Annotated in this window: 20 protein-coding genes and 2 pseudogenes; 14 read left to right on the forward strand and 8 right to left on the reverse strand. The window is 57.0% G+C overall.

Annotation, left to right across the window (positions count from 1 at the left end; all coding sequences use genetic code 11):
• The first annotated feature begins 25 nt into the window (after positions 1 to 25).
• The 6 genes and pseudogenes from C3L37_RS07250 (at position 26) to C3L37_RS07280 (ending at position 5,125) form a co-directional block, all read left to right on the forward strand.
• Positions 26 to 982: a carbohydrate ABC transporter permease gene (locus tag C3L37_RS07250; RefSeq protein ID WP_129113927.1), complete on the forward strand. Its 957-nt coding sequence runs from the start codon at positions 26 to 28 to the stop codon at positions 980 to 982.
• Entirely contained in the window at positions 982 to 1,881 is a 900-nt protein-coding gene (locus C3L37_RS07255; RefSeq protein ID WP_129113928.1) for a carbohydrate ABC transporter permease, read from the forward strand. Before C3L37_RS07250 ends, C3L37_RS07255 begins: the two co-directional genes overlap by 1 nt.
• 1 nt (position 1,882) lies before the next feature.
• Positions 1,883 to 3,058, forward strand: coding sequence for an ABC transporter ATP-binding protein (locus C3L37_RS07260; protein ID WP_129113929.1), 1,176 nt, complete (start codon positions 1,883 to 1,885; stop codon positions 3,056 to 3,058).
• A gap of 569 nt (positions 3,059 to 3,627) precedes the next feature.
• Positions 3,628 to 3,816 (forward strand): hypothetical protein, encoded by a 189-nt coding sequence (locus C3L37_RS07265; RefSeq protein WP_129113930.1) that lies wholly within the window; start codon positions 3,628 to 3,630, stop codon positions 3,814 to 3,816.
• Between the two features lie 99 nt (positions 3,817 to 3,915).
• Positions 3,916 to 4,202, forward strand: a pseudogene (locus C3L37_RS25725) (amidase family protein).
• Positions 4,199 to 5,125, forward strand: coding sequence for an amidase family protein (locus C3L37_RS07280; protein WP_129113931.1), 927 nt, complete (start codon positions 4,199 to 4,201; stop codon positions 5,123 to 5,125). Before C3L37_RS25725 ends, C3L37_RS07280 begins: the two are co-directional and overlap by 4 nt.
• 3 nt (positions 5,126 to 5,128) lie before the next feature.
• Here the strand turns inward: C3L37_RS07280 and C3L37_RS07285 are convergent, their stop codons facing one another.
• Genes C3L37_RS07285 through C3L37_RS25270 form a run of 4 tightly spaced genes read right to left on the reverse strand, consistent with a single transcriptional unit; the run spans position 5,129 to position 7,416 of the window.
• Positions 5,129 to 6,220 carry a zinc-dependent alcohol dehydrogenase gene (locus C3L37_RS07285; RefSeq protein WP_129113932.1) on the reverse strand — a complete coding sequence of 364 codons (1,092 nt, stop codon included), beginning with the start codon at positions 6,218 to 6,220 and terminating at the stop codon, positions 5,129 to 5,131.
• Between the two features lie 50 nt (positions 6,221 to 6,270).
• Positions 6,271 to 7,041 carry an SDR family NAD(P)-dependent oxidoreductase gene (locus C3L37_RS07290; protein WP_164974708.1) on the reverse strand — a complete coding sequence of 257 codons (771 nt, stop codon included), beginning with the start codon at positions 7,039 to 7,041 and terminating at the stop codon, positions 6,271 to 6,273.
• Positions 7,042 to 7,098: 57 nt separating this feature from the next.
• Complete coding sequence (locus C3L37_RS24245; protein WP_164974709.1) at positions 7,099 to 7,245, reverse strand: hypothetical protein; 147 nt, start codon at positions 7,243 to 7,245, stop codon at positions 7,099 to 7,101.
• Positions 7,246 to 7,416 carry a transketolase C-terminal domain-containing protein gene (locus C3L37_RS25270; protein ID WP_164974710.1) on the reverse strand — a complete coding sequence of 57 codons (171 nt, stop codon included), beginning with the start codon at positions 7,414 to 7,416 and terminating at the stop codon, positions 7,246 to 7,248.
• A gap of 262 nt (positions 7,417 to 7,678) precedes the next feature.
• Between C3L37_RS25270 and C3L37_RS07300 the strand changes: the two genes are divergently transcribed.
• From C3L37_RS07300 to C3L37_RS07325, 6 genes and pseudogenes are all read left to right on the forward strand, one after another.
• Positions 7,679 to 7,927 carry a hypothetical protein gene (locus C3L37_RS07300; protein ID WP_129113935.1) on the forward strand — a complete coding sequence of 83 codons (249 nt, stop codon included), beginning with the start codon at positions 7,679 to 7,681 and terminating at the stop codon, positions 7,925 to 7,927.
• Between the two features lie 128 nt (positions 7,928 to 8,055).
• Positions 8,056 to 8,826, forward strand: a complete 771-nt coding sequence (locus tag C3L37_RS07305; RefSeq protein WP_129113936.1) for an IclR family transcriptional regulator — start codon at positions 8,056 to 8,058, stop codon at positions 8,824 to 8,826.
• A gap of 630 nt (positions 8,827 to 9,456) precedes the next feature.
• Positions 9,457 to 9,917: pseudogene (locus C3L37_RS07310) on the forward strand (IS6 family transposase); the annotation flags it as partial.
• Between the two features lie 9 nt (positions 9,918 to 9,926).
• Positions 9,927 to 10,340, forward strand: coding sequence for a four-carbon acid sugar kinase family protein (locus C3L37_RS25730; protein ID WP_394345782.1), 414 nt, complete (start codon positions 9,927 to 9,929; stop codon positions 10,338 to 10,340).
• 28 nt (positions 10,341 to 10,368) lie between these two features.
• The gene (locus tag C3L37_RS25275; RefSeq protein WP_267195306.1) at positions 10,369 to 10,500 is read left to right on the forward strand and encodes a hypothetical protein; all 132 of its coding nucleotides are present in this window, start codon (positions 10,369 to 10,371) and stop codon (positions 10,498 to 10,500) included.
• A gap of 161 nt (positions 10,501 to 10,661) precedes the next feature.
• Positions 10,662 to 11,465, forward strand: coding sequence for an HpcH/HpaI aldolase family protein (locus C3L37_RS07325; protein WP_129113937.1), 804 nt, complete (start codon positions 10,662 to 10,664; stop codon positions 11,463 to 11,465).
• Between the two features lie 438 nt (positions 11,466 to 11,903).
• Here the strand turns inward: C3L37_RS07325 and C3L37_RS25735 are convergent, their stop codons facing one another.
• Both C3L37_RS25735 and C3L37_RS07335 read right to left on the reverse strand, forming a co-directional pair.
• The gene (locus C3L37_RS25735; RefSeq protein WP_129113938.1) at positions 11,904 to 12,314 is read right to left on the reverse strand and encodes an IclR family transcriptional regulator domain-containing protein; all 411 of its coding nucleotides are present in this window, start codon (positions 12,312 to 12,314) and stop codon (positions 11,904 to 11,906) included.
• Positions 12,268 to 12,639 carry a helix-turn-helix domain-containing protein gene (locus C3L37_RS07335; protein WP_129113939.1) on the reverse strand — a complete coding sequence of 124 codons (372 nt, stop codon included), beginning with the start codon at positions 12,637 to 12,639 and terminating at the stop codon, positions 12,268 to 12,270. Before C3L37_RS07335 ends, C3L37_RS25735 begins: the two co-directional genes overlap by 47 nt.
• A gap of 272 nt (positions 12,640 to 12,911) precedes the next feature.
• Between C3L37_RS07335 and C3L37_RS07340 the strand changes: the two genes are divergently transcribed.
• Positions 12,912 to 13,178, forward strand: a complete 267-nt coding sequence (locus C3L37_RS07340; protein WP_129113940.1) for a hypothetical protein — start codon at positions 12,912 to 12,914, stop codon at positions 13,176 to 13,178.
• Between the two features lie 19 nt (positions 13,179 to 13,197).
• Here C3L37_RS07340 and C3L37_RS07345 read toward each other — a convergent pair whose 3' ends face one another.
• A complete protein-coding gene (locus C3L37_RS07345; RefSeq protein ID WP_129113941.1) occupies positions 13,198 to 13,986 on the reverse strand; it encodes an HAD-IIA family hydrolase in 789 nt (262 codons plus the stop codon).
• 119 nt (positions 13,987 to 14,105) lie between these two features.
• Between C3L37_RS07345 and C3L37_RS07350 the strand changes: the two genes are divergently transcribed.
• The gene (locus C3L37_RS07350) at positions 14,106 to 15,299 is read left to right on the forward strand and encodes an iron-containing alcohol dehydrogenase (RefSeq protein ID WP_129113942.1); all 1,194 of its coding nucleotides are present in this window, start codon (positions 14,106 to 14,108) and stop codon (positions 15,297 to 15,299) included.
• A 288-nt stretch (positions 15,300 to 15,587) separates the two neighbouring features.
• Here the strand turns inward: C3L37_RS07350 and C3L37_RS07355 are convergent, their stop codons facing one another.
• On the reverse strand, positions 15,588 to 16,352 hold the full coding sequence (locus C3L37_RS07355; RefSeq protein ID WP_129113943.1) for an IclR family transcriptional regulator: 765 nt from the start codon (positions 16,350 to 16,352) through the stop codon (positions 15,588 to 15,590).
• Between the last annotated feature and the right edge of the window lie 63 nt (positions 16,353 to 16,415).

The following is a 16,415-nucleotide window of genomic DNA, read 5'->3' on the forward strand; positions in this document are numbered from 1 at the left end:
TCTAAACCATGGGTGAATCACAGTTATGAGTACAATCGACGACACGGTATTAGACCGGATTAGTAAGACTCGACAATCCTATGAGAACATTCTCTCGTCGCTGTTCGAGCGGGATGCCATATTATTGGGTATGACCATCGGGCCGGCCTTGGCATTGATGATACTAGCCGCGTTTATACCCGTCATATGGGCACTCAACCTCAGTTTCCACGAAGCTAGTGCACTTAGCCCAACGTGGACGTGGGTCGGGATGGAGAACTATACTGCTCTGTTGGAGAGCCAATCATATTGGGCTGCCTTCAAGAGAAGTCTAATATTCGGATTCGGATCGGTGGGGCTCCAATTAATAGTTGGCGTAGGAGTGGCGCTGATGCTATCGCGAGAGTTTCGAGGAGTCATCCTCGCCCGCGCGATGATCTTCCTGCCGTATCTCATTCCGACTGTTGTCGTAGCATTGGTCTTCCGACTGATGCTTAACGGTAGCTACGGAATCCTCAATGTTTTCCTCATGGATATTGGAATTCTTAATAAACCTATTAGTTGGCTCTCAAACCCCGATCTCGCAATGGGTAGCCTCATCGTGCTCAACAGTTGGAAATTCGCTATTTTCATCACTATAATGGTCCTCGCCAAACTCCAGTCCATCCCTCAACAGTTCTACGAGGCAGCGACGATGAACGGTGCAGGGCCGCTTCGGAAGTTCCGGGATGTCACCTTCCCGCAGATCAAGGGTGTCATCCTGCTCGTCCTGCTGCTGCGCGGCATCTGGATGTTCAATAAATTTGATATTATCTGGGTTGCAACTGGTGGCGGTCCTGGAGACGAAACTAATACGCTCCCAGTCTACATCTACGAGACTGCGTTCCTTAACTTTGACCTCGGTACGGCTGGCGCTATCGCTGGGACGCTGTTCGTGTTCCTCGGCTTTGGTGCGATAGTCTACTTCGCTGGGTTCAGCCCGGCCGAGGAGGTGGGTAGGTAATGGTATACACAGACCGGATTGCAAATAAGATCGCTTCGTTTACCGAATCAGATAAATTTCCCCACAGGCGGAAGCAGAAGATCCGTAAATATGGACTCTACGTGCTGGTGACATTAACATGTTTGATCTTTATGTTCCCTGTATACTGGATGATAGTCGCGTCGGTTCAGCCATACGACGCAATCATCCAGAGTCCCACTTGGATTCCGATCGATGTCATTTCACAGTTGACCGTCGGGTCGTACGTCCAGATCTTCGTCAATCGAGCTTTCGGGCGATGGTACCTTAACAGTATCTTGGTAGCCATCATCGCAATCGTCGTGACCGTGGCTGCCTCGACACTAGCAGGATACGGGTTGACGCGCGTGCAGTTCCGTGGTCGCAAGACGTTTGCTCGACTCATCCTATTCAGCTACATGTTTCCGCCGATCCTGTTGGCATTTCCTCAATATCAGATATGGCGGAAGATAGGCTGGTTAAACACGTATCACGGCATTGCAGTTGCTCACATCGCACTTTCGTTACCGTTTGGAATGTGGATGATGTGGAAATTCTTCCAGACGGTACCCATCGCCTATGAGGAATCTGCATGGATGAATGGCGCGTCCAGATTCCACTCGTTCAAGGACGTCGCGATCCCAATGGCGAAACCGGGAATGGTAGCAGTTGCTATCTTCACGTTCGCAGTCAGTTGGAACGACTTCACGATGGCCACGATCCTCCTTCCGAATCAGTCAATGCAAACACTTCCACCCGCTGTACAGACGTTCACAGAACAGAACACTGTCTATTGGGGACAGATCATGGCAGCATCGGTGCTAATGTCTATTCCCCCGTTCTTATTGGTGTACAAGTTGCAAGAGAGTATTCTCGAAGGATTCCGAACTGGAGGTCTCTAGTATGAGCAAATCCAAAATCAACACACAAATAGCACTTCAAGACCTACGAAAAGAGTTCGATGTCCCAACGGGCGTCGAGGTCGCAGTCGATGGTATCGATCTCGAAATCAACGAAGGCGAATTCGTCACATTAGTCGGACCAAGTGGCTGTGGAAAGACGACGACGCTGCGATGTATCGCCGGACTTGAGACGGCGACCGAGGGGACGCTCCTCATCCAGGGCGAGAATGCGCTCGACACAGCGCCACAAGACCGTGACTTGGCAATGGTGTTCCAGCGGACAGCGCTCTATCCGCACATGACTGCGCGGAAAAACATCGAATATCCCCTCAAATTGGCTGGGCTGACACGCGACGAGCGAACGAAAAAAGTTGAGCGGGCCGCCGAAATCGTGCAAGTTGATGAGCTCCTTGACAAGTACCCCGGTGAACTCTCCGGTGGCCAGCAGCAGCGCATCGCCATCAGCCGCGCTATCGTCCGTGATCCGGTCGGCTTCCTAATGGATGAGCCGATGAGCGACTTAGACGCGAAGCTCAAGCGCCAGATGCGCAAAGAACTCGGCAAAATTCATCAGGAGCTCAACGCGACGATCATCTACGTCACCCATGATCAGGAGGAAGCAATGACGATGTCGGACAAGATTGCCGTGATGAACGACGGAAAGATTGAGCAGGTTGGTACTCCGCAGGAAGTATATCAAGAGCCCACAAATAGCTTCGTGGCGCAGTTTATTGGCTCGCCTGAGATTAACATGATCGACGCCACTGTTGTCGACATCGACAAGGATCGGACGGTGGTCGACATCGAAGGTGGACCGAGTCTGTCGTTCGAAACCGGTGAGTACCTCCCCGAGAAGGCCGACAAGGACGCCGTCTTAGGATTCCGTCCGCGTAAAGTTGAGGCCGCGGAGGGGTCCGCCTCGGGGATCGAAACGACAGTTTCGCTGCACGAGCCCCTTGGCGACGAGACGCTGATGTACCTTGATGGACCGCAGGGGGAACTTCGGGCGGTCGTCCCCATCGACACAGAGATCCCCGAGGGCAACGAGGCGACGATCGTTCCTGAGGTGGCGGCCACCTATCTGTTCAATCGGAGGACGGGTGAGCGGTTCTCTCGCGGGTATTTGGACATCGACGAGGTGGCCGAAACCGTGGAGACCCGGCGCGCCGGACAGTAAGTCGCAGCGACCGCTTTCTCACGGCGTCCTGCGAGCGTTACTACCAGCCGTCGGCGGTCGATGCAACACGATCCGTCTTCACAAGATTGTAGGGCGAGGAAGCCCACGATTTCAGTCGTGGGAGGAATCGCCCGTCTTTGGTCGCAAACGCCGGAATCGGAAGGCTTAGGCCCCTTCCCGGCGTATCTATGATACTCTCGGTGGCCAAAACGGACACCGTGGAGGGGCCACCGTAGGCTGGCCCTGAACTCGGGGACTGTGACCGCGAACGTGACGCCACTGGCCTCTCCGTTCCCACTGTTGGGATTGAGCGTGAGAACACCGGGAATTAAAGCCGGGTGAGTCGGCTTCGGACGTCGACCACGGGACGGAAACCCACGCAGGAATCCCCTCCGTGTGCCCGTCCTGCCGCCGTGAACCGCGCCCATGAGTGACCGAGTCGTGCGCCGAAACCGTCGGGGGAAAGCCCACGACTGTAGTCGTGGGTAGCTTACTCCGCTTGTCTAATTGCCGCCTGCAGACCGTCGATCGGCGGGACTGTTATACCGATTGGGGATCGTTGACCGAGCATGCGCGGCCTCACGGTGGATGAAGTCAGGGAACTGGCGCGGCACCTCGGAATCGACGTTCAGGCAGACGAACTGGCCGCTGTCGGAGAGGCGATCGGGTCGCTCCTCGACGGCGCGACAGCCATTCCCGACGTCACCGAGTCGGTCGCCGCCGAGTGCCATGTGTCGCGGACGTGGCGTGAGCCCTGAAACGACCCCCACAACGCAATCGTGAGTGAGTGCACCACGGAACCTGACATCGACTGCGGACCGCTTTCGGGCGTGCGCGTCGGTGTAAAAGACGCCATTATGGTCGCCGGCGTGCCGATGGAAGTTGCATCCGGGGTACTCAGCGGATTCGTTCCGCGAACGGACGCGACAGTCGTCCGCCGCCTCCTCTCGGCGGGCGCGTCTATAACGGCGAAGACGAACCTCGACGAGTTCGCGGAAGTGCGCGTGGGACGACCGCCGCGTCAGGGCCGATCACGAACCCGTGGGACGAAACCTGCACCGCAGGTGGATCTTCCGGCGGTAGTGCGGTCGCGGTAGCTCGCGACAGAGTCGACGTTGCGCTCGGCACCGATACCGGCGGATGATCCGTATCCCGGCGACGTTCTGCGGCGTCGTCGGCGTGAAACCGACCTACGGTCTCGTTCCGCTGACCGGTGTCGTCGAGAACACCTACACGCAGGATCACGTGGGGCCGATGGTGAACTCAATCAGAGACGCGGCTCGGACCCTCGAAGCGATAGCCGGACCGGATGAGAGTGATCCGGCAAGCCTCACCCCGACAGGAAGGGAAAACTACCAGACTGGCGGATACATGGACGCAGTCGAATGTGGACGAGAGCCGAGCAATCTGACGATCGGTCTGCTCCGGGAGGGAATGATCACAGGGGTCGACGACGCCGTCGTCGAGCGAACCGGCGCGATTCTTGATCGGCTCGCCGACGCGGGAGCGTCGTTGCAGTTGGTCTCCGCCGATGGGTATGAACACTTCAAAGCGGTGAAAAACGTCGTCAGCGTCTCCGAGATCGTCGCTCACTGGCAAGCGTCCGCGGCACCGTATCGACGAGACGGGCGGGTCGAGCCTGCCTATCAGGCCGCGTTCGCCGACGGCAGGCGCGACGTGAGTCGCACCGTGAACCACTTCTACAAGGGAAAGATACTGGCCGGGGCGTGCCTCATGAGGGAATCCTCCGGGACGCTATACACGCATGCACGGCGGTTTCGGGAGGTCCTTCGAAAGGAACTCGAAGAAGTGTTGGCTGGCGTAGGCATCCTCGTGACCCCGACGACGCCGTCGACGGCACCCCGCCTCGAGGAGGCCGACGATCCGGGGTTCGACTACACGCTGAACACCCGTCCGGCGAACGTCACCCGCCTGCCTGCGGTGACGATTCCCAACGGTATGGTCGGCGGATTGCCGACCGGACTTCCGCTGATAGGGTCTGTCTTCGACGAGGCGGAACTCCTCGCCGCCGCGGCGGCACTCACCGAGGTGACTCCCGGAGCGTGAGCGTTACTCGGGACGCAACGCCGCATGGATGATCTCGTGGTCAAACTCGTCGCCGGGGAGCTGGCGTTCAATCGCGGTCTCGGCCTCCCAAACCGGGAAGGTGTGTGTGTTGATCGCGGCCACGTCGTCCGCACGCTTTTCGAGGATGGCCATCGCCCGCTCCACGTTGTGTGCCTGACCACGTCCGCCGAGCACCTGGATCTCGTCGTGGACCAGTCGATCAGTGTCAAGTTCCGTTTCCGTCCCCATGATACCCGGAAGGACGATCTTCCCGAGGGGTGCGACCACGTCGACAGCTAACTGGAGTGCCTTCGAGGACGGCGCAGTAACCACGACCACCTCCGGACCGTCGTCATCAGTGAGGACGGCGATCTCCTCCACGGGGTCGCCCTCGTCAACATGAATCACGTCCGTAGCGCCGAAGGACTTACCCAGGCGAAGGCGCCGATCGTCCGAAGAAAGGCCGGCGAGGACGAGTCTATCGGCGCCCGCCTCGTCTGCGACGATCACCGAGGCGAGACCCTGCGCCCCTGGTCCAACGATGACGATGTCCTCTTGGGGATCGACGTCTCCTTTCGTCAGAATCCACCGGACGCCGTTGCCCACGACCGTCCCCAGACACGCCGCCTCGGCCGGGACGTCGTCAGGAACGGGGTGCACTCTTGTGTTCGGGTCTAGGTACATGTACTCCCCGTATCCGCCCCAGAGGTGCGGCGGGACGTCCGCCGAGATTGTGACGCCGTAGCACCGACCTTCGTCGCACATGTGGTAGTTTCCGGTCTGGCAGTAGTGACACTCATGGCAAGGGATGTACGGTTCCGGCATGATCCTGTCGCCCACCTCGACGCCGACGCGGTTGAGGGTCTCGGGATCGCCGTCGGCAATGCGGCCCACCACCTCGTGGCCGAAGACGAGCGGGAACGTATTGTGGTAGGACTCGCCGGTGTATATCCCGATGTCCGTCCCACAGACGGAGGTCATCTCTACGTCCAGCAGCATGCCACCATCATCCACGTCGGGGACGACGAATTCGCGTGGACGGAGTTCGCCGACGCCGCTCAGCACCATCGAGGTTGCGCTGTCGGACCTCGCCATGGCGTCTCTGCAATGCGATAATACATAAATCTATACCACCGACGGAGCCGTCACACTTCGTGGCGGACGCTCAGCGTGAGGCCACCGTCGACTACGAGGGTCGTGCCCGTGACGTACGCTGCCTCATCGGAGACGAGATAGAGAACCGCGTACCCGTGGTCTCGGGGGTCCGCCCACCGCCCTGCAGGGATCTTCTCCCGCGTGTGCTCGCGGCTCTCCTCAGTCGTGGCTTGTTCGATCAGTGGAGTCAGCGTGCCGCCGGGACAGAGCGCGTTCACCCGGATCCCATCGTCTCCGAGGTCCCAGGCCATGTGCTTCGTGAGACCGATCACACCCCACTTCGACGCGGTGTAGTTTGCTGGTCCTTCGTAGCTGAGATTCAGACCGGCGATCGAGGCGATGTTTACGATACGACCGTCACCCTGCGCGACCATGGCCGGGACGATCTCCGAGGAGACGTTGTACATGCCGGTCAGGTTGACGTCGAGAACTCCCTGCCATTCGTCCGGGGAGAGTTCTCCGAACGACTCGCCCTCTGCGACGCCCGCGTTGTTGACGAGCACGTCGACAGAACCGAACTCGTCGAGCGTCGCGTCCCTGAGCGCCGCGGCGTCCTTGTGGGAGGTCACGTCGCAAGTCACCGCTAGTGCCTCGGTACTCTCCCGTCGGAGTTCAGCCGCCGCTTTCTCGGATTTCTCCCCGTTCACGTCCGCGATGACGACGTTCGCGCCGTTTTCGCCCAGTACATCCGCGATGCTCCGTCCGATTCCCTGTGCCGCTCCGGTGACTACGGCCGTCTTGCCGTCGACTCGGAAAGCCATACGAACGAACGCGCTCACGAGGATCATAAATCTGTTGTCGTGAAGCGGACCTAAACGCTACGCGATGCGATCGATGGCGGCGTAGATTTCGGCGGCGCCGGGCAGCACCTCGCCTTTAATGGGCAGGCTGAACGGGATCAGCGTGTCGGAGACACACACGCGCAGGATGGGCGCGTCCAGCAAGTAGAACTTCCCTTCGGTCACTCAGGAAGCCACCTCGGCGCGGAGAACATAGGAGAGTGGGCTCTCGTCAGCGACGCCAAGCCGTCTGGTTTTGCGGATGCTCGCCTCGATCGTATTGATGTCGAACGGCGACAGCGACTGCGGATCGATGACTTTGGCGTCGACTTCCAGGCGGTCCTCGGCGGTGTCCAAGGCTTTGCTAGCCGCTGTGTCGCGGCGACGCTCACGTCTGTTCCTTCGCGGAGAATCTGCGCTTCGACGATGAGTATCGTGAAGTCGGGGGCCGGCCCGCCTGTAAATGGTCTTGTTCTCGAAGAAGACGACCGAATCGTTGGACCGGATGGCTCGTCTTCGTGAGTCCCTTCGCATCATAGGGTCTCGCGGGCTTAACCGCTTTCACGCCCGGAAGGTGCACGACAAGCGAGTGAACTGTATTGGAGCGTTGGGCCGCGGCGTGGAGGCTGGCACCTTCGACCTCACGGACTGTCAGCGGGACCTCGGAGGTGACGCCGAACATGTACCGCGTATTCTCGGCCTAGTTCATGATCCGATCGAAGCAGACGCCGATGAAGTCTGCGAAGCTGATGTTCTTGATAGGGCAGATTCCGGTGACCGCCGCATCTCGATTCCTGCCGAGCGTGCGCTGAGACTCGCTCAAACTGAACGGCGGACCGACGCGGTAGAGAGGAACCACCCCGATTAGAGACCTCGCGGACGACGGCGGGACTCTCGTGGCATCTGAAATTGGACCAGGCCTGTTTCTTCGATTCCAAACTCCTGTTACACAATGAGGAATATTTATGTAGAATACGTGCCATGGTAGAACACGCCATGTCACAAGCAAAGGAGGCAAAGCACCCAATCAAATCGTCAAGGACCACCTTCCGAATCGTGGAGGCACTGAAAGAACTTGACGGGGCGGGCATCACGGAGGTAGCTAACTACCTAAACCTCTCGAAGAGTAGCGTCCACAATTATCTCGACACCCTCCGCCACGAGGGATACGTTATGAAGCATGGCCAGCAGTACCACGTTGGGCTCAAATTCTTAGAGTTGGGCGCGTACGCTCGACGCCGACGGAAGTTATTCGAAATCAGTAAACCCGAAGTCGAACGGTTGGCCGATGAGACGGGGGAGGTCGTCAACCTCCTGGTCGAGGAACAAGGAAAGGGAATCTACCTCTGTCGGGAAAAGGGGACGAAGGCCGTGAAGCTGGATACTTCGACCGGGATGTTCGTCCACCTCCACCAGACTGCCTTCGGAAAGGCGATCATGGCGTACATGGATCGAGAACAAGTGGAGTCGATCATTGATCGCCACGGATTGCCGGCGAGAACCGAGAACACAATCACTGATCGCAAGAAATTGTTCGAGGAGCTCAACCGGATCCACGAGCAGGGGTACGCACTCGACATGGAGGAGTATCTCGACGGACTTCAGGGCGTGGCGGTACCGATCCTGAACAACGGTACAACCGTCGAAGGAGCGATCAGTATCGCTGGCCCGAGTTGTCGAATGCGGGGCGAACGGCTGGAAGAGACGCTCCCCCGAAAAATACAGAACGTCGTGAACGTCATCGAACTGAATATAACTCATTGCTGACTTTTCGACGGAACCGCGGACTTCTTTTCGAACTGTTGACCGAACTCACTCCCCGTAGGTTCCCTCAGCTGACCGACGCTAGCGGCAGATGCAACTCGCGAACCAAGATTCCTTCATTGTCCAACGAGTGATCGCCATTAGTGAACATCGTGCATGACGAGTTATCGATACAGGAATCTGGTTTATAACTCTATGATTGTAATGGCTATCCGATTGAAGGGGTAACGTCCTGTTCCCACGCCGATGGCCGAGTGATTCGGAGCTGAACGTCGTCACGATGTCCTGATTATTACTTTCTCACATTCGTGGAAATTATCCAATGCCAAACGCTACCGCTCAGGAATTCACCGTCGTCCGGGTGCGGCCGAGTCCCGCACGCGGCGCGGGGGCGGCACTTTGCGATCTCGGTCGCCGTCGACATGGCGACCGATCATACGCGTACTGGATCCTGGCGCTAGATGAGATGGCGACTCGCGAGAGCGGTAGAGTCATGCGGGCGGGAGCAACGGCAGTATTTACGTCTCCTGACGCCGTGCCCACTTTCCCAACGTTTTATTGTTCGCGCCGCTACCACTAGGCCTGATAGGCACTGTCTTGATAAGGATGAACAGGTCGAAGAGCTAGTGTTTAATGCCGCTCAAAGACCTGCTCAGAGAGAGTTTAGACACAGCTACGCTTGAATGTTGGCAGCGGGAGCGGACGGCGACGCCCTGACGGATGTCGCCGTCCGCCTCCACGCTGCCGGATTATCGCTCAGAGAGACAGAAGCGATGCTGCACTTAATCGGTGTAGATCACTCATTTCAGGCAATCTTCCAGTGGGTTCACCGACTGGCCGACAGCGTTCCTGACCCGCCTTCGGCGCAGCCGAAGCGGGTCGCGGTCGACGAGACCGCTGTCAAGATCAACGGTGAGTGGTTTTGGTTATACGCTGCAATAGACCTCGACACAAAGTTACTCCTCGATGTCCAGCTATTCAAGCGACATAGAACCGATTCGGCGGCTGCATTCCTTCATGGCGTCGCTGAGAAACACTACTGTGAAGACACGATGTTTCTGGTCGATCAGTTCGGCTATCGGACTGCCCTCTCTTGATTAGGATTGAGCGGTCGGGTCGACTACACCGGTTCCACGGACGTACTTGAGGTGCTCAGCCGACACGGCGTCCGAACCGCGCTCTTTCTCGAACCGCTGGGGTCCGACAATCTCACTGGTCGCTTCGCCGACCTACAGGCGATCGGCGTCGCGGAAGAGAGCCGATCAATGACGTCCGCGGAGGTGGACGAGCATCTGCGGGAGACATTCAAGGCGATTGAGGAACTTGATCCGACCTTGTTCCAGTACAAGGTCTGCTCGACGTTCGATTCAGACCGGATCGGGGGAGCATCGGCCACGCGATCGATATCGGCCAGGATGTTTTCGACTCGTCATTCTAATCGGGCACCGCGGATGATCCGTGGGAACTTTGACCGGGTTTCTTCGTCGCTTACCAGTACAAGGATCTCCGAATCGTGACGGACGCAGGCGAGGCCTATGGATCAGGATGCCACCAACAGAACTCATCCATGAAATGTACAAATCGATGGAAGTGATCGGGATGGGGCGTGACGATACCTCTGGCGTTATTCAGGTGCTTGAGCGTCTTGCTGGGACTGAAGCACGCATCGAAGAATAAGAGGACACAACGGACGGATCACTTTTAACGACTAAAGTTAACCGGATGTCTAGTTCGCATGAGCGTTATTAGATATCGTTATGGGAACGCTCGACAGCAAAGAGCCGGCAACATGGATGTGAAGTCGAAAGTATACTTACTTGTACTACGTAATGGAAAGTATGGTTCACCAACGACTGAAGCACGCTAACAATGCCAACACGCCACTAATTGGGTCATGGGCAGCTATTCCCAGTCCCGCAACTGCGGAACTCCTAGCAGGTCTCGGCTACGATTTTGTTGCCCTCGATGCCGAACATACGCCGATGTCGTACGAGACAATGGAGAATATGCTCCGAGCAGTGGACGCGGCGCCTTATGAGACGGAGACGATCGTTCGCGTTCCAGACGACGACCCGACTACACTAAAACGGACGCTCGATCTCGATCCGACAGGGATCCTCGTCCCGATGGTCGAGACGGCCGACCAGGCGGCGGCCATCGTCGAAGCGACTCAATATCCGCCCGGAGGACGGCGTGGTCTCGGGATCACCCGGGCATCGGAGTACGGCCTCTCAATTAACAACCATATCAAGTCTGTAGAAGAAACCCTGGTCAGACACGTCCAATTGGAGTCCGTACCTGCTATCGAAAATGCTACTGAGATAGCTGCTGTCGACGGTATTGATGGTGTGTTCGTCGGTCCCGTAGACCTCTCAATGTCGATGGACTGTTTCGGCGAATGGGAGGACGAGGCGTTTCTCGACGCAGTAACACACGCAGTCGAGGCAGCACACAATGCCGGTATCGCTATCGGGACTCTGGCTACTACAGCGGACCAGCGAGCGGCTCGCATCGAGTGGGGAGTGGACTATCTCGCCGCGAGTGTGGACTTGACTCATCTCGCGGATGGTGCCGCCGAGGCTCTCGACCACTGTCTGGCCCTCTCCGATCGGGAGAACAAAATTGAAAGCACGGATCGATAAGAGCCAGCAACCATGAGGAATCGATAGTCGCGATTGGGTTGCGGCGTGGTGTACTTCTCGTCGTCTTTCGCTCTCAACCATACCTGCAAGGAAGGGAGAGATGGACTTCACCGCTGGTTGAGTACGGTTGGAGATGGATTCTTCATAGATCTATAGTAGAGGTTAGATTTGTAGATGGGTGGTTGCTCTTTAAACAACAAAATACGAACACCATCTTTTGGTTAACAGCAGTTGTCCCAATTCAGTATCGACCTGTGTAGTGGCGTAACCTACAAGTCGTACTTCTCTGTACCTCTACTGGGAATGCTCAATTATCCAATTATATATGATTAGATTATTGGGTTTTCATCAGTAGATCAGGGAACAAATCGACGAGTGTGTTATAACCCCTCATCTCAATATGTAATCGGTCGAATCAGTGCACGAAATCGAGTTCAGTTACGTTGGTGACGTTTTGGGAAGTGTAGGGAACTCCTGTCTGAAACGTCTTCCTCTCATCCGATTGACTGAACTCGAGATACTGATGGCGGCTTCGACACCGCCGTCCCCATTACGGATAGGTACGGCAACGGAGTGAAGCCCAAGTTTCCGTTCTTCACAGTCGAAGACAACCCTACGTTCGAGGATTTGTTCCAATTCCTTTTGAGCGCGCGCCTGTTGACAGTTGTTTGTTCCGTCACAGAGGGAAGGTCGTACTGATTCAAAATCCGCTCGACCCGCTCTGCTGGGAGATGGGCGAGAATCGCCTATCCGGGGGCTGTCCTGTGGAGGTACACACGTTGACCAGTAGGAGTATCGACAGTCACGCCCGCTCCACTGTCTCCCGGTGAACAAAGATTTCGCACACACCCTCTTCCATTAGCAGATTGATGAGTTCACCTGTTTCCTTGATGAGCCGCCGCATCTCCAGTTTTGCGGCCTCGTAAACGTCATCTCGGTTGCGCGCGATTTCACCGAATTCGAGGAAGCGAAGTCCAACGTGATATTCGGTTCCCTCTTTCGTGACATAGCCCATCTCCTGAAGCGTCGAAAGGTAGTTGTAGACGCTGCTTTTCGCCATTCCAAGGTTGTCTGCGACTTCCGTTACACCGGCACCGTCAGCGCGTACAAGTATTTCGACGATGCTAAACGTCATGCGTGCAGCCTTAATCGGGTTCTTAGCTACATCAGCCATAAAATTCCATTGAAGTAGTATATACAAAAATATTAACTCATGCCTGTATCCTAACGAGTTGGAATACAGAATTCCGACACTGCCGAAGGGTAAACGTCTGCCGCGAGACGCTGATACAGCCAGTCAATTGACCGGCACGATTTATTACCGGGGGGTCGTATTGGTCCTTTCATAGCATCGAAAATAACACTCATTGAGAGCACTGATTCCGTTATACGCTCAAAGACGTCGATGCTGAGGGAAACGAATTCGACTTAATCTACGCGTCGGGGATGACAACAGAACAAAAGCTGTTTGCGCCGCGCATTCATACCGACGAGGAAACTTCGGGCGAGTACATCGGCGGCAACTCGCCTACAGCTGCCCAAATTAGCACCTTCGCGAACTACCTCACCAATAAATATCATTTAGAGCGCGAACGACGCTGGATCGAGAGCGAACGCGCACTCATCAAGTACGACAGGATGGGAATAGACCCAATCGACATCGACCTGTGGAATCCTGCGGGAAACCAGTTAACGTTTGTCCGCCACGGTTAACGAGTCTGGCTTCCGACAGTCACGTCTCAGCGTTGAATAGCCCATACGGTGTGTCAATAGTCGCGTCCGGGGTAGGCCCCTCATTTTCAGTCCGCGCGTGAGCGGTGACGTGGATGCCCGGGATACCAGCCCGCTGAGCGCCTCTAATGTCCGATTCGAGTGAATCTCCAACCATTGCGACGTCACCTTCGAGACCAGACAGCGCTTGCTCGAATAGCTCTGGGTGTGGTTTCCCGATGATGGTTGGTTCTCGTCCCGTCGCGGTTCGCAGAGCAGCTACCAACGCACCCGTCCCTGGTGCAATCCCCTCGGCGGTAGGGTACGCGTTGTCGTTGTTGGCTGCGACGAATGCCGCTCCGTGGTCGCTTATGAGCCTCGTGGCGGCCGCGAGCTTATCATAGGTCACCGTTCGGTCAAGGCCGACGGCAACAGCATCGGCGGTGACCACGCCGGCACCGTCAATTCCATGGGTTGCATCAGTCCGTTTCACCCCCTGTCGGGCCATCTCGGCCGCGAATCCGTCACCGCCGAGAACGTAAACCGACTCAGACCTCATGTCGGCTAGGTGAGCGGCTGTGGCCGACGCGGCAGTGTACATCTCTTCGACGTTCGCCTCGATGTCGAGGTCTCGAAGGTGCTCACAGAGTGCTTGACGGGTCGAACGGGAGTTGTTCGTTACGAATCGAATCGGTGTCCCACGCTCGCGCAGACGAGCGAGTGCGTCGACCGCGCCGTCGACAGGGTAATCGCCGACGATGAGGACGCCATCAAGGTCGAACAGGAACGCATCGTATTGGTCGGCCAACATCAGGTAGGGATTTCTATGCCACCAACTTGAGTCTCACCGTTAACGACAGGTGGTGAGTGAGGAGTGGAGCCGACTCCAGCACCCAAGATTATAAGACAGTTTGAGCTGTGGGGACACACATGTCTGACGGCGTTCACTCGCTTACCGAAATGAATTGCATCCAATGGCCAGGGAGAGTAGAGTACGGTATCGGAGCAACCGCCAAGCTCGACTCTTTCGTCACATCCAAAGCTATTGACAGCGCACTCGTTATCACGGATGCTGACATCGTGGCAGCGGGTGTCATCGATCCCGTCAAGGACGTGCTTGATGCCGCGGGCGCTACTGTCGAGGTCTTCGATCGCGTCAAGCCCGAGCCCAAGCTTTCGATGGCCGAGGACGCGGCAGCAACCCTTCACGATGGAGATTTCGACTTCGTCGTCGGCGTCGGCGGGGGTAGCAGCATGGATACCGCGAAACTCGCGTCGGTTCTCGCAGTCCATGACGTTCCGGTTCGCGACACAGTCGGTATGGGGAACATTCCCGGCGCAGGTCTACCGCTCGCACTACTACCAACAACCGCCGGAACCGGCAGTGAGGTGACTCACATCGGCGTCTTCTCAGACGCCGAGGACAATGGCAACAAGGTTGTCGTCTACGACGAGCACTTGTTTGCAGACCTCGCGCTCGTCGATCCCGCGTTCACCGAATCGCTCCCGGCAAGAGTCGCCGCCGCGACTGGGATGGATGCGCTCACCCACGCGATCGAAGCGTACGTGACAATGCTTCGGACCCCCTACACCGATGGGCTGGCCCGCGACGCAATCGACCGAATCGGGGGCAACCTTCGTGCTGCAGTCCACCAAGGTGCGGACAACGACGAGGCGCGCTATGAGATGAGTTTCGCAGCAATGGTCGCCGGACAGGCATTCGTCAACTCCGGACTGGGCGCGGTCCACGCGCTCACCTACCCGCTTGGCGTTGAGTGTGGCATTGGACACGGTCTCGCGAACGCCGTCCTCCTCTCGCACGTCATGGAATACAACGTCCCAGCTGAACCGGAACGATTCGCCGATATCGCGCGGCTGCTCGGACAGGAATGTGCACCGGGTGAGACGACGCTCGACCTCGCGTACAAGAGCGTCGACGCGGTCCAGGAACTTAACGATGACATCGGAATACCCAACCGAATCAGGGAACTCAGTGACATCGACGCCAAAGAATTTGGACGGTTCGCTGACGTTTGTTTGGAGTACTCTGAACACAACATCGATCGAAACCCGCGCAATCTCGACCGCACAGATCTCATCAAGATCTTCGAGAACGCGTACTGACGGATCGCAATCGGATGCCCAATTATCTCCGCGCGTTCAGGTGATACTCTACACTGCCTTCACCGAACGGCGATCGAACAACTATTTCTCACCGGAATCGTTCCTGGAGTGCTCCTTGGACTTACACTCACGGCGGTGGTCTTCCTCATCTTCTAACAGAATTGAGAATGTCGATCAATCAGTTCGTCGAAGGCGAATTGAGGACAGCGTTCATAGAGGCGTTTGCAGTCCTCCTTGCATCGATCCGCACCATTGGCGGAGATCCCGGTGTTCACGCCGGGAGGGAGATCATGAATAGGTCATATTGAGCTCCGTGACGTTCGCAGCGCTTTGAACGAGCTCTGGAATTTCTTTAGTGAACTTTTCCCCCCTCATGCGACTCTTTGGTCCGGAGACGCTGATTGCGCCAACGGCGCGTCCATTCTGATCAAGGACAGGCGCGGCGATGCAACGGAGTCCGGGGAGGCGCTCGCCGTCATCTTGGGCGTACCTACGTTCGCGGATGTTCGCGAGTTCTTCCTCGAGTGTCTCTCGATTCGTGATCGTTTGAGGAGTCCGCTCGGGGAGGCCCCATCGATTGATGATGACGTCCACCTTCTCCTCGGGAAGGTACGCCAGGATCGCTTTTCCGAGCGACGTGCAGTGAAGCTTCACCCGCATCCCAGCGCGTGTGTCGACCTGCACGGCCTGTGAACCCTTTGCTCGGTAGATGTATACACCCTCGCCGTGCTCCTCGACGAGCAAGTTGGCCAACTCGCCGGTCTCTTCTGCGAGAAGGTCAACCTGCGGTTTCGCCATGTCGTAAAGGCCCATTCGATTACGCGCATGTTCACCGAGGTCGAGGAACTTGAGTCCGACACGGTAGGTGTCCCCCTCCCGCATGACGTACTCATTCTGTCGCAGCGTACTAAGATGACTGTACACCGTGCTCTTCGGGATGTTCAACTCCTTTGCCAATTCCGTGACCCCGGCGCCCCCCAGACGCTTTAACGCCTCCAGGACGTGCAGCGAGGTTTCCAGCGCCCCGATCCGTCCATCGGTTTGTGCGGCCATGGCTTGGTGTTTGTTCACACTCATCGCACAAAACGCTTGTTCATCATTATTGGAAAATAGAAA

It is taken from the genome of Halegenticoccus tardaugens (genome assembly GCF_004116405.1).
In the GTDB taxonomy this organism is placed as follows: Archaea; Halobacteriota; Halobacteria; order Halobacteriales; family Haloferacaceae; genus Halegenticoccus; species Halegenticoccus tardaugens.

Excerpts from the sequence above, each read along its gene's own strand:
- C3L37_RS07250 (WP_129113927.1), top strand. The coding sequence starts at position 26 with ATGAGTACAATCGACGACACGGTATTAGACCGGATTAGTAAGACTCGA.
- C3L37_RS07255 (WP_129113928.1), top strand. The coding sequence starts at position 982 with ATGGTATACACAGACCGGATTGCAAATAAGATCGCTTCGTTTACCGAA.
- C3L37_RS07260 (WP_129113929.1), top strand. The coding sequence starts at position 1,883 with ATGAGCAAATCCAAAATCAACACACAAATAGCACTTCAAGACCTACGA.
- C3L37_RS07265 (WP_129113930.1), top strand. The coding sequence starts at position 3,628 with ATGCGCGGCCTCACGGTGGATGAAGTCAGGGAACTGGCGCGGCACCTC.
- C3L37_RS07280 (WP_129113931.1), top strand. The coding sequence starts at position 4,199 with ATGATCCGTATCCCGGCGACGTTCTGCGGCGTCGTCGGCGTGAAACCG.
- C3L37_RS07285 (WP_129113932.1), bottom strand. The coding sequence starts at position 6,220 with ATGGCGAGGTCCGACAGCGCAACCTCGATGGTGCTGAGCGGCGTCGGC.
- C3L37_RS07290 (WP_164974708.1), bottom strand. The coding sequence starts at position 7,041 with ATGGCTTTCCGAGTCGACGGCAAGACGGCCGTAGTCACCGGAGCGGCA.
- C3L37_RS07305 (WP_129113936.1), top strand. The coding sequence starts at position 8,056 with ATGTCACAAGCAAAGGAGGCAAAGCACCCAATCAAATCGTCAAGGACC.
- C3L37_RS25275 (WP_267195306.1), top strand. The coding sequence starts at position 10,369 with ATGCCACCAACAGAACTCATCCATGAAATGTACAAATCGATGGAAGTG.
- C3L37_RS07325 (WP_129113937.1), top strand. The coding sequence starts at position 10,662 with ATGGTTCACCAACGACTGAAGCACGCTAACAATGCCAACACGCCACTA.
- C3L37_RS07335 (WP_129113939.1), bottom strand. The coding sequence starts at position 12,639 with ATGGCTGATGTAGCTAAGAACCCGATTAAGGCTGCACGCATGACGTTT.
- C3L37_RS07340 (WP_129113940.1), top strand. The coding sequence starts at position 12,912 with ATGACAACAGAACAAAAGCTGTTTGCGCCGCGCATTCATACCGACGAG.
- C3L37_RS07345 (WP_129113941.1), bottom strand. The coding sequence starts at position 13,986 with ATGTTGGCCGACCAATACGATGCGTTCCTGTTCGACCTTGATGGCGTC.
- C3L37_RS07350 (WP_129113942.1), top strand. The coding sequence starts at position 14,106 with ATGTCTGACGGCGTTCACTCGCTTACCGAAATGAATTGCATCCAATGG.
- C3L37_RS07355 (WP_129113943.1), bottom strand. The coding sequence starts at position 16,352 with ATGGCCGCACAAACCGATGGACGGATCGGGGCGCTGGAAACCTCGCTG.